We start from the raw sequence: 13,228 nt of genomic DNA, 5'->3' as shown, positions 1-13,228 counted from the left end.
CTTATTGTATACAAGTTAACAGAAATATTTTGTAAAAAAGAAGTTATCAGGATTTATTTCATTTAAACAGCGAAAATAAAAATGCCGCGACATTAATTGCCACGGCATTGATACATGTCAAACGAATATGCTGTTATTGAAAGTAGAACGGCTCACGCTTGTTATCGTAATTACCAATTTCATTCATACTATCTGCATCATAAATACGGCCATTAATCATTACATGGCTTACTTTGTCACTAACACGAATGTCTTTTGTCACGTCACCATCAACGACAATAATATCGGCAAGTTTACCCGCTTTTAATGAACCTATGTTTGCATCTAAACCTAAATGTTTAGCAGGGTCGATAGTTGCTGTGCGTAATGCTTGTAAAGGCGTCATCCCGCCTTGTGCCATCATCCACATTTCCCAATGAGCCGCTAAACCTTCGCGTTGACCATGCGCACCAATACCGACTAATACGCCCATATCTTGCATTTCTTTAGCAACATTGGCCACACTAAAGTGGTTATAATGATGATGCGGCGCCGTTGTTCTACGCATTGCCCGTGGTGCTAAAACATCAGCCGGTACATACTTACTTAAACGAGGGTGTTTCCAAACTTCAGTTTTATCGTACCAGTAATGCTCACCAGAAATACCACCGTAAGACACAACCAAAGTCGGTACATACGCAGTTTCAGATTGTTGCCAGAACTGACGAATATCATCATAAATTTTAGCGGTTGAGATTGAGTGCTCTAGAGACGTATGACCATCAGCAACCATAGAAAGGTTGTGCTGCAATAATGAGCCACCTTCAGGCACAACCATCATGCCCATTTCACGGCCAGCCTGAATAATTTGCTGACGTTGATTACGACGCGGTTGATTGTATGATTTAACTGAAAACGCCCCCACTTTTTGTAAGCGCTCTAGTTGGAACTTTGCATCATCTAAACTATCCACATGCGAGGTATAACCTGCGGCAGATGCACCATATAAGATACTACCGGTAGAAAAGATACGCGGACCAACAATATCACCAGCTTTTTGCAGCTCACTTGCTGAAAAAATTTCAGTAGTATCGTTAGATGGATCATGAATAGTAGTTACACCTAAAGAAAGTGTTGCGTAGTTTTTCCAGTTTTGCTGCGGAATGATCTCATTTGACCCTTGTGGGCCATGGGCATGAGCATCGACTAAACCAGGCATTACTGATTTACCAGTAACATCAATAATTTCAGCGTCAGATGGAATGTTTACTTCACCTTTTTTTCCTACCGCTTTAATGTGCTTGCCTTCGATTAATACCACACCGTCGGTAATAACGTCTTCACCTTCCATAGTAATAACTTGGCCACCAACTAAAGCGACTAAACCTTTTGGCGCATCGGCTGCTTTACTAAAGCCCAGAGAAGTAATAGTTGGCTCTAACTCTTCATCAACTTTATAACCAATATCGAACATACCGTTTAAGCTAGCTTGATATAAATCAGGGCCTAAGCTCCAATAAATTTCATCACTTTTTGCATTAAAACTAATGCTCTCACCAGCACGAACTGATAGCTTACGTACCGGGATGTTTTTTGCACTTGGCCCAATGTTAATAACATCACCACGTTCAACCAGAGGTGTTACAAAAACTTTAAAACGCTCAGCAAATGCAAGGTATTTACCATTTGGCGCAACTTTAAATTCGGTAGCGTATTTTCCGGTGTATAGCGTCTTGTCATTTTGACCATCTAAATCTACACGGGCCAGTTCTGGGGTTTTACCATAACGTTGTATGTATATACGATCGTTTCTATCGGCAAATTGCGGGGCACTACCATTATCAGTAATTAGTTTAGCTTTACCGCCTTTTGCAGGCACTTGGTAAATACCTGGATTTACCCCCCATTTCGGGTTAGTAATAAAACCGCCTTCAACCTTTGAGTAAACTACTGTTTTACCATCGGGTGAAAACGTCGCTTCGACATATTTGCCCGGCTCAGATAATAAGTTTTTGCCTTTACCAGATTTCGCCGATACTACACGAATATTACCTTGTTTATCATCATCCCAGGTTGAGAAAACGATTTGTTTACCATCTCGTGAGAAACTTGGGTTAAGCTCAAAATGGTCGGTTTGCTTAGTTAAACGCTTTGGTTTGCCATCAGGTAAAGAACGTGTATAAACATGACCTAATGCTTCAAATAATACTTTTTTACCGTTAGGAGATATTTCAACATCGCGAAGCATTTTTACATCAAAATTTTCAACATCAATATTTTGGCTAAAACGTAACGCTTTTTGCATTTGCTTTTCAGCCGTAACATTAAACTCAATAACTTCCGATTGTTTATCTTCTAGGTTTAGCTTGTTAATTTTACCGCCAGCCCAAAAGATAATGTCTTCATTGTCAGGAGTCCAGGCCATAGTTGGGTAAACGCCATGAATAGCCCAAGTTTCCTGCATATCACGATCAAGTTTATTGTAAACAGGTGTTTGCTCGCCAGTTTTTAGATCATAAATGAATAAGGTACTTTGAAAATCGACACGGGATATATATGCGATTTTTGTCCCATCTGGTGATGGCGTAGGACGAATAGCACCACCGCGACCAGATAATATAACTTCAATTTCACCAGTTTCACGATCAAGTCGTTTGATTTTATAAATACCCTTTTCACTATCCTTTGAATAATGAAAGGTTTTGCCCGGTGTGGCATCTTGAGAAAAATAAACATATTTGCCATCAGGTGAAAATGCAGGTTCGCCTAAATCTTTTTGCTCATTAGGACGTTTGGTCAACATCATGCCATCGCCACCAGTTTTGTGGTACATCCACACTTCACCAGCACCTAATGAACGGCTACCGGTAAAATGCTTACGAGCAACAATGTAGTCGCCATCGGGGCTCCATGCAGGAGAGTTAATTAAACGAAATGTCTCATTAGTAACAGCAGTTTGATTTGAGCCATCAACTTCCATTACCCAAATGTTGTCGCCACCACCTTGATCTGAGGTAAATGCAATATGCTTACCATCAGGAGAAAAGGTTGGTTGCATTTGCCAAGCAATATCGGAAGTTAGCACTTTAGCTTCACCACCACTTACTGGCATGATGTAGATATCACCTAATAAATCAAAGACAATATTTTTGCCATCGGGGCTAATATCAACGTTCATCCAAGTACCTTGGTTAACGTTTACTTTTGCGGTAATAAATTCACCTTGCGGTTCATCCACGATCCATTCGGCTTTCTTTTCTTCTTTGCCGGCAACTTCATTTGTTTCTTCCGCAGCAAAAGATGCTGTAGATGCCAACAACACACTAAGCGTAGCGGCTATAATTGACGGTTTTGTTTTCATTTTAAAAAGTGACATGTATCTGCCCTATCTCGTTCTTATTTAACTCGCTAACGTAGCCAGCTTTTTTAGTTGCACAAAATAGAACACATTGACGACAAAGTGTAAAGAAAGGTTACAAAATGATGATCATTTTTAAGGCGAGTGACAGGGTTTTAGCGGTGAGTTACAGGGTGCAATAAAGCAATAGTATGTTGCTGTTAACTCGAATATCCCCAGCGTGGCATAATGGTTTGTTCGATGCCGATATGGTCAAGCATGCGCCCCACCATAAAATCGATTAAATCATTGATGGATTCAGGATTATGATAAAAACCAGGTGCGGCAGGCATAATGGTTACGCCCATTTGCGACAGGCTATGCATGTTGGCTAAATGTATGGTTGAGAATGGTGTTTCTCTTGGTACCATAATCAACTGACCACGCTCTTTAATTACTACATCAGCGGCTCGTTCAATTAAATTATCGCTCATACCCTGGCTGATTGCGGCAAGCGTTCCTGTTGAACATGGGCAAACAACCATCTGTTTAGGCGCGGCAGATCCTGAAGCTACCGGTGAGAACCATTGTTCTTTGCCAAACACGGTAATTTGCTCAGCTTTTGCTTGGTATTTATCCGTTAAAAACTTTGTAGCCGCATCCGGGTTAGCAGGTAGTTTAACGTTCACTTCGGTATCAAGAACAACGCGAGCAGCACTAGAGACAAGAACATACACTTGATAATTTGCTGCAACTAAGCATTCTAATAACCGTAGGGCATACAAAGAGCCTGACGCGCCTGTGATTGCTAATGTAATTTTTCCGTTAAAGTCTGCCAAGTGTATTCTCTTTTAGTTTTTGTATGGATCCCGTAACAAGTACGGGATGATAGAAATTTGTACCTGCGCTATGGCTTCTTAAGTGTTTCTATCAGTCTAGTATGAAAACTGCCGAAGCCACCATTGCTCATTACTACAATATGATCGCCTGCTTTAGCTTCATTAGCAACTAACTCGATTAAATCATTTATGTTATCTTTACATTGCGCAGGAGCTTTACAATCATTAATGAGATCACTGACCGACCATTTAACATTTTCATCCTGGTATAGGTAAACCATATCGGCATCATCTAATGAAGCAGCGAGGGTATCTTTATGAACGCCAGATTTCATTGTATTTGATCTTGGTTCTAGCACAGCTAGTATGCGCTCACTACCTACCTTGGCTCTAAAGCCGGCAAGATTCTTACTAATTGCGGTTGGGTGGTGGGCAAAATCATCATAAACTTTTATCGCATTTACTTCGCCAATTAACTCCTGCCGGCGCTTAGTGTTAACAAACTCAGCCAGAGCATCTATTGCCACGTGACTAGGTACACCAGCATGTCTTGCTGCAGCAATGGCCATTAGCGCATTATCAATATTGAAGTCGCCAATTAAATTCCACTGCACAGTGCCTTGTAGTTGCTGATTAAAATAAACATGAAATTTACTACCATCAGTATTAATTTTTTCTGCAAGCCAACCGGACTCATCACCCGAATACTCAACTGGAGTCCAACTGCCCATAGCTAATGTTTCAGTTAATGCTTGCTCGTTTATCGGAGCAAGCAGCAAACCATTACCCGGTACCATTCTCACCACATGATGAAACTGGCGCTGAATATCAGCTAAGCTATCAAAAATATCGGCATGATCAAATTCAAGGTTATTCATTACTAATGTTCGCGGGCGATAATGAACAAACTTAGAACGTTTATCAAAAAATGCAGTGTCGTATTCGTCGGCTTCAATAACAAAAAACGGCGAATTACCAAGCCGCGCCGAGGTATCAAAGTTTTGTGGAACGCCGCCTATCAGGTATCCCGGAGTTAAATGTGCATATTCTAAGATCCAGGCCAGCATAGAGCTTGTAGTCGTTTTGCCATGTGTGCCCGCAACTGCCAATACCCACCTGTCTTTTAATACGTTTTCCAATAACCATTGTGGCCCAGAAGTGTAGGGAATATTACGTGCCATTACGTACTCAACCATTGGGTTACCACGCGACATGGCATTGCCCACAATAACAATGTCGGGTTCATCAGTTAAATGCTCGGTTTTATAGCCTTGCATTAGCTCAATACCCAACTCTTCGAGTTGGGTGCTCATTGGTGGATACACATTGGCATCACAACCTGACACTCGAAAGCCAAGCTGTTTAGCGATGGCGGCAATACCGCCCATAAATGTGCCGCAAATTCCTAAAATATGTACGTGTTTGCTCATTAAACTTTACTTAATCCGTTGCTTAATACCTTGTTACCCGCCGATTGGTGAACCAGGAGGCATGTTTACTGGTACTTCTTTGATAATAGTTTTACCTTGTTGCAGACTAAAAGCAATCTGTTGTTGTAATAAATGATATTGAGCATACAAAGCATTGCTCTTGAAGTGGTATGAAGTTTTGCCTTTCAACCACATTTGTAAATCAAGCAAGCTCGCATAAACTTGGCTACGAACTTCAGCAACTAATTTATCGTTATGAAACAGCGCCAAGACACTATCGAGTACTTGTTGGTTAATCCGTTGCTGTACAGCGATTTCTAAACCTGTTTTGCTATCTTGTTTAATTGTTGCCGTAATAATTTCAGACATTAAATTGTGCACCGATGGAATACGATTATCTAACATATGCTGCTGGTTTAAACGAGCAAGTCTTGGTGGTGCAAGCATTAATGACAAGGTATGTTTGGCACTTGCTTGTGCTGCGGTTACCGGATCAAACGATAACGAAGTGTTTGAACTAAAGCTTTCACGAGAGCGATTATAGCCATATGCTTTGGGCGGTATCAGGCTAATTAGGTCATTTGATAACGTTAAGAACTCTGGCGCAATTGTCGTTAATAAGGCATTTATTGCCGCCTGCTGTTTTTCGGCTGAAACTACTGATTGTGCGGCATTATCTTCGCCTTTAACCGCATAGGAGTAATTAACCCCGGCAATTACTTTAGCTGCAGCTTCGACTTGATAACGATGAAAGTTATACACTGGCACTAAAGTATCTTCAAGTTCAGAAAAAGGCGTACCTTGTTCGATACTGTTAATGCCAAAGTTGCCCAATGCTTTCGCTCTAACAGCCATAACTCTAGTTAACTCAGTAACAGGATCGTCACCATTATCCCATAAGTGCCCTGCCGCTTCAGCACCCGACTTTGGACGAGCATCAGGATCAGACATGTATTGCAATCCTTGTGCTTTGGCTGCTTTTATTACCTGAGCTAAACCTTGCTGTTCATTATCAAAATCAGCGTAAGCATAATTAATGACGTGTTTGTCCCACACGCCTATATCGGTTGCATACGCATTAGATAAATCAATATCGCCTTGTGCATCTAAAGTAATTAGTGGATGAGGATAATCCATAACCGAGGCGCGGTTATTCACACTCGCCGAGAAGTTATGGGCAATACCCAGCGTATGACCGACTTCATGAGCTGATAATTGACGAATACGAGCCAACGCCATTTCTTTTTGATCGTTGGTATTTACATCGCTGCTTTTAAACGGTGATGTTAGCCCTAAAGCGATTAAGTAATCTTGGCGCACGCGTAATGAGCCCAAAGTAACATGACCTTTCAATATTTCACCAGTGCGTGGGTCAACAACTGACGCACCATATGACCAACCACGAGTAGCTCTGTGCACCCACTGAATAACGTTATAGCGTACATCCATTGGGTCGGCATCTGCAGGTAGCATTTTTACTTGGAACGCATCTTTATAACCTATGGCTGAAAATGCTTGATCCCACCATAATGCTCCTTCAAGTAATGCCGAGCGCACAGGCTCAGGTACACCGGGGTCAAGATAATAAATTATTGGCTCAATAGCTTCACTTATTGCTGAATTGGGATCTTTTTTATTTAAACGATGTCTTGGAATAACTCGTTGTAATAATGGCTCGTCGATGTTGCTCGCGTAATCAGCATATTCCACTGACCACATACCCGAGTAGGTATGAAACTTTCTTGCTTGGTATTGATCATCTGGCAAGCGTATTAATGAATGATGAAAATTAACTGTAAGCGCATTAGAATCAGGTGTTACTGAACGTAAGTGTTTACCAGCATCTTTACCTTTAAAGGTAACAATCGCTTCGAATTCAGTATTATCAATGAACGCTTTTGTGCGCTTTTCATATAAACCGCTGCGGCTAGCATCAATTGAATAATTGCCTTGCTTACTAGATTTTAATGAAGCAGCCAGATCATGAATATCTGACAACAGGAACGGGGTGTAGTCGATGATAACTTTATCATTCACCACTTTTTCTACTTTAAAGCCCCAAAGAATAGATGATGCAAAAGCCTCATCAATAGCTTGACGCTCTAAGGTATTATCACTATCTGCACGATAATACGTATTAAGTTGGCGTAAAAACACTTTATTGCCAACGTGTTCAAATTGCACCAAACGAGTTTGACCTAATTGACCACGATCTAAACCGATATCATTAGAGCCAACTCCATGTGGCATACTACTTTGAAATAAAAACTGTTGTTCAAACTTACTGATTTCAACAAATACTTTTCCACTTTCTTTATCAAGATAAAACGGCACAAACCCCTGCTGATAATCTTTACCTTTGCTAAATTTCTCAGCTGAAAATGCCAAACTATTGCAACTCAATAGCGTAATAATAAATAAAAATGTAACAGTTACATTTTTCATAATAATCCTATAAATATGATAACTTTATTTTTAAGCAATATACCTTATAGCAGATGATTTGAATACTTCGCTAACTTCAATTTTTTACCCAAATTGATTAAGTTTTAATAAAATAATTCATTTCATGTTAATTAATAGACTTTTATTTAGAGATTTAGTGGATTGTTTAGTACAATAAGTGCAGTTAAAAGTTTTGTTAACTTCCATTAAATTATTACATAAGCCTAGGTATACCATGCAACGAATTGCTCCCGCGTTACGTCAAGATAATGTTCCTTTAGATTTGATTTCTTTAATAAAAACCGTCCTTGCCGCCTGTAAAGAAATATCTTTTCGCGTAGGCCAAGGACACTTAAGTGGTGTTATGGGCTCTACTTTGGATGAAAATATTCAAGGTGAAGTGCAAAAAGAATTAGATGTTGTTTCTAACCAACTACTAAAAGATATTCTACTCGAATCTGGTTTTGTTAAGGCCATTTCTTCAGAAGAAGAAGATACCTCTGTTGCTGGCAATGAAAATGGCAAGTACATCGTTTCTTTTGATCCGTTAGATGGCAGTTCAAATATTGAAATTAATTCATTAATTGGTACTATTTTTTCAATTATGGAAGCACCAGAAGGGATGTCGGCAGATAACCCTGACATGTTCAAACAACCTGGTGTTAACCAAGTTTGTGCCGGTTACGTACTATACGGTCCAGCAACAATTTTAGCTTTGACCACAGGTAAAGGTACACATTTTTATACCTTAGATAAAACTCATGGTAGTTTTATGTTAACTGAACGCAATGTAATGGTTAGTGAAGAAACATCTGAATTTGCGGCAAATATGTCTAATCAACGTTTTTGGCATAAACCAATGCAAAACTATATCAATGACCTGGTAGCTGGTACCGATGGAGCACGTGAACGTAATTTTAATATGCGTTGGATTGCGGCTATGGTGGGCGATGTTCATCGTGTTTTAGTTCGAGGTGGTTTGTTTACTTACCCTGCAGATACTAAAGATCCTAAGAAACCTTACAAATTACGTTTAATGTATGAAGCAAATCCAATGAGCTTCTTAATAGAACAAGCCGGTGGCTTAAGTGTTACTAGCGAAGGTAGAATTATGGAGATGCAACCTACCGATATTCATCAACGAGTTGAAGTGATTTTAGGCTCTAAAAACGAAGTTGAAAAATGTTTGAGTTACTACAAATAACAAATTAATTAAAAGTAAATTAATTCAATCATCAGGGAATCCAGCCAAGTGCTGGATTTTTTGTATTTAAAATATAAAAAAATAACCTTTTATTACAGCTATTTACTAGCAAAAATAACAATCTAATACATACTAATAGCAAGTATATTTTTATAATAATAAATATTGGTTGAGATTGTTTATGAGTTTGCCCCCTAAATACAGCTTATCGCCCATTACATTATGTGCGAACTTCCCTGCTTTATTTATCACGTTTTTATTTATTTTTTGCTGCCAGACATTAGCTTTCGCTGCAGAATCAAAATCAGATAAAAACATTGAAAAGGTTGAAAGCGAAAATTCAAAACAAGAAATTACTCAGGCTCAGTCGATAAAGGAAAATAAAGAACAAGTAGTAGAGAAAGAATTACCAAACACAGCTGAAGATGATGTGGGGTCGAGGATTGATGAAACAGGTGAAGGTGATGTTGAAGCACAAAATGCGGCAGAACAAAATGAAGAAGAAAATCAATATAAACCTGAACCAATAAACTCAGATTACCTTACCGACAATAGTTTAGAAAAATTTGAGCAAGAATTTTATCTATTGCAAGATAAGGTTGCCAGTTTAAGCCGAAGTGCTGATGACTACGAAGAGCTATATGGCCGAATCCGACCTGTTATGGCTGAAAAAACAGCACAACTGTATGAAAAAATAAAACATAAAGGTGTTGATTTAAAATTACTTACTCAAGTTAGAAATGATGAAGAATTTATCGAACTATTTAGCCGAGCAAGTGAAATAAAAAACTTTTACTTACTTCGTCATAATATTTTCAAAGAAGCTACGGATGAATTTAGAGAACTGCTCACCAGTACAAAACTAAATGGTATTAATGAAGCAAAACTTGAATTTGATTATGTTCGCTTGCAAATACTGATCATCTTTAAAGCGACCTTCCAACGCGTTATTGAAATCCCAGAAAGATTCACTTTAGCTCCGGTAGATATATTCATCAACCTAGTGATGATTTTTATCGCTATTGTTGTACTCAAAAAGTGGCGAAGCTGGGCAAAATTGGGATTACCACAGTGGCGACAAAAAATTCTTGCTGTTCGTCCAAGAACATCCGGCAGAATGAAAGCAGCGAGAGCTATTTGGTACTTTGAGAATACTCGTACGCCAATAGAGTGGTTACTGTTTGTAAATTTTATTTTAAGCAGTATTGATATAGTTCAAATACAGATCCTTATTGACGTAATTAGTACCCTAACATTTTGGTTATGTTTAACTTATTTTGTCTTTAGTTTCCTCAGTAAAATGATTGAGCGCGGTAAGCAAAATGTTTTAAAAAACATCACTAAAAATCAGTCTTCTTCACTAAAAGTAGTTGTTTGGTGGGCGGGTTGGTATAAGCTTTCATTTGAATTAACTGGAATTTTTATTGCCAACGGTACCATTTTCGCGTGGCTAGAAACTCTATTCAGATTGTTGCTACTGCCTGTTTATATCTTCTTTATTTTGCAATGGCGCAAAGATTGCTTCAACTACATCGACGAGGAGCGAGACGCCCCTGAATTAATCAAAAAAATGATCACAGAGCGAAAAGGAATTAAAGGATTTATTTTTGCTAATGTTGCTTTAGTGTTTGTTATTTACTTTGTCGCCACAAAAGTTTTTCTAAGCCTAATATCAAAAGTTGAGTCTGGCCGCAGAATTACCGCTGAAATATACCGCAAGAAGCTATTAAATGATAATACCGAACTTTTAGAAAAAACAAAATCTGCAGCCAACTTGTATCCTGATATCTACCAAATACTTATCGATAGTGATAACTCAAATGTAGCATCAGTATTTGAAGGTCCCGTTAGTAAAGTAATGACGATGCTAGAAAATAAAGAACGCAGTCATATCGCAATCACCGGTGAACGAGGCATTGGTAAAACACATTTTTTACAGGATTTAGCTAAACAACATGGCAAGGCTATCACTTTAAACTGTACAGAGGATTTCAGTGATATTTTACAATCCGTCAAAGATCAGCTCGGTTTGGAAGGCGAAAACATTAAGACTTCTGAAATAGTAAAAGCGCTTAAAGAGCAAGAGATTGATTTAGTTTTACTCGATAACTGTCATAGATTATTAACTGCAGAGGCTAGTGGACAGCGTGAAATTCGCCGTTTATACGGTTGGATAAATGAACTTAAAGGTTTAGCTCTTTGGGTACTCACCTTTGATAGTAGCTCGTGGAGCCTTTTAAACGCTCTTGGCATAGCAACCGGTTTCTTTTCAACCAATATTCAATTAAAAAGCTGGACTGAAGATCAAATTAGCGATTTATTTGAGCTGCGCTGTAAAGAAGCGGAAATAGACATCGATTTTGCTCAACTCGTTATTCCAAGGCAGCTTGCCGATATAGAAGATGACTCAATTGAAAGCAGAAACAAGTCAGGTATTTACCGAATTATTTGGGGATATGCCGATGGTAATCCCGCAGTTGCTTGTCGGGCTTTTGCTAATTCTATTATTTATAGTGAAGGTAAGCTTGTCGCTAAATTACCTATATCACCAAATGGGAAAATAATTGAACACTTCGATATTAATTCACTACTAGTGTTGCGAGTGCTGTGTCAGTTTGGTCGCTGTAGTGTAAATGATATTGTTAAAAACCTGCGTCTGCATGGTTTAGTTGTTAATAGCGCGCTTGCTGCATGTGTTGCACAAGGTATCGTTGAACAAGTAAATGGCCGTTTCCAAATTACCTGGTTTTGGTTCCGAACGGCATCTAAATACTTAGCCCGTCAAAATTTATTAACACGCTAGAGGACAAAACATGATTGTTAAAATAGTACAGCTTTTAAAGACTAGCGGGTTACTTATTTTCACTTTGCTCATAGCATTACCTGCTAATGCGCAAATGGCTATTCCTGACTCAAAAGAGCTACAAGTGATAACCACACTAGCTGAAGTAGTTAAACCCGGCGGTTTATTTATGTCAGTCATTTTATTTATTGTTGTTTGGGCAATACTAAAGGTAGTAAAAACCGTGGTAAACGACTTAAGTGAAGTATTTGCAGAGCGACGTTTGTTGCTGCAAAAAGCATTAGTATTTTTCCAGTTTCTAATTTATTTCTTTGCGATATCAACAGCCGTACTAATGAGCTTTGAATTTAGCAAAGAGCTGCTAGCAATTCTTGGTGGTACTTTAGCAGTTGCAGTTGGTTTTGCAATGAAAGATTTAGCGGCGTCTGTAGTTGCCGGCATTATCATAATGTTCGATAGACCATTTCAAGTAGGCGACAGGGTACTATTCGGCGGTGAGTATGGGGATATTGTGGCTATTGGCTTGCGGTCTGTAAAAATGAATACCCTCGATGATAATGTAGTAACGATTCCTAACAATACGTTTTTAAATCAACTTACCTCATGTGGCAACTACGGCGAGTTAGATATGCAAGTTGCCATTATCTTCCATATAGGAATAGATGAAGATTTATCACAAGCACAGGGGATTATTCGGGAATGTGCCGCATTAAGTAAATTCGCTTACCTAAACAAACCTATCAACGTATTAATTTGCCAAGTATTAACTAATAATTTCATTGCCTATAAACTCACTTTAAAAGTGTATGTGCTCGATACCAAGTATGAAAAAGCGCTCGAAACCGACATTACTCTACGAGTTAATGAGGAGTTTAGAAAAGCCAATATCCTAGCACCATCAATGCAAGTTATGAATACCGTTCAGCGCGCTGTAAATTAGTTAAACATTATATAGATAAACTAGCAGGCTTAAAGCGCTATTATTTAAATGCACACTATATCCTGAAGGAGGTCCCAAATCTCGTTACTCGGCAATTGCTCCTGCATTGCTCTACCTCCTGCATCCTTGCAGTCGTCGTCTAGAATGACGTACAGTAAGTGCTAATGTCGACAGGTTCAGGGATGAACGCATTATGTCGGTGACGGCATATTTATTCTAAATGTATTTGAAGCATACACGCTGCAAGTTAA

Annotated in this window: 7 protein-coding genes; 3 read left to right on the top strand and 4 right to left on the bottom strand. The window is 38.9% G+C overall.

The window, feature by feature from the left end:
• Positions 1-133: 133 nt before the first annotated feature.
• The 4 genes from RI844_RS17405 to RI844_RS17390 form a co-directional block, all read right to left on the bottom strand.
• A complete protein-coding gene (locus tag RI844_RS17405) occupies positions 134-3,319 on the bottom strand; it encodes an amidohydrolase family protein (RefSeq protein ID WP_405054492.1) in 3,186 nt (1,061 codons plus the stop codon).
• Between the two features lie 218 nt (positions 3,320-3,537).
• The gene (locus RI844_RS17400; RefSeq protein ID WP_348395913.1) at positions 3,538-4,155 is read right to left on the bottom strand and encodes a flavin prenyltransferase UbiX; all 618 of its coding nucleotides are present in this window, start codon (positions 4,153-4,155) and stop codon (positions 3,538-3,540) included.
• 68 nt (positions 4,156-4,223) lie between these two features.
• Positions 4,224-5,585: a UDP-N-acetylmuramate:L-alanyl-gamma-D-glutamyl-meso-diaminopimelate ligase gene (gene mpl / locus RI844_RS17395; RefSeq protein ID WP_348395912.1), complete on the bottom strand. Its 1,362-nt coding sequence runs from the start codon at positions 5,583-5,585 to the stop codon at positions 4,224-4,226.
• Between the two features lie 33 nt (positions 5,586-5,618).
• Positions 5,619-8,030: a zinc-dependent metalloprotease gene (locus tag RI844_RS17390; protein WP_348395911.1), complete on the bottom strand. Its 2,412-nt coding sequence runs from the start codon at positions 8,028-8,030 to the stop codon at positions 5,619-5,621.
• Between the two features lie 235 nt (positions 8,031-8,265).
• On the opposite strand from RI844_RS17390, the gene RI844_RS17385 reads away from it, so the two are divergent.
• From RI844_RS17385 to RI844_RS17375, 3 genes are all read left to right on the top strand, one after another.
• Positions 8,266-9,234: a class 1 fructose-bisphosphatase gene (locus tag RI844_RS17385; RefSeq protein WP_348395910.1), complete on the top strand. Its 969-nt coding sequence runs from the start codon at positions 8,266-8,268 to the stop codon at positions 9,232-9,234.
• Positions 9,235-9,415: 181 nt separating this feature from the next.
• On the top strand, positions 9,416-12,037 hold the full coding sequence (locus tag RI844_RS17380; protein ID WP_348395909.1) for an ATP-binding protein: 2,622 nt from the start codon (positions 9,416-9,418) through the stop codon (positions 12,035-12,037).
• A gap of 10 nt (positions 12,038-12,047) precedes the next feature.
• Complete coding sequence (locus RI844_RS17375; RefSeq protein WP_348395908.1) at positions 12,048-12,977, top strand: mechanosensitive ion channel family protein; 930 nt, start codon at positions 12,048-12,050, stop codon at positions 12,975-12,977.
• Positions 12,978-13,228: the final 251 nt, after the last annotated feature.

This window comes from Thalassotalea fonticola, assembly GCF_032911225.1.
GTDB classification, from domain to species: domain Bacteria; phylum Pseudomonadota; class Gammaproteobacteria; order Enterobacterales; family Alteromonadaceae; genus Thalassotalea_A; species Thalassotalea_A fonticola.
Note: the sequence above shows the minus strand (reverse complement) of the source record. Positions and strands in the feature narration are given on the sequence as shown.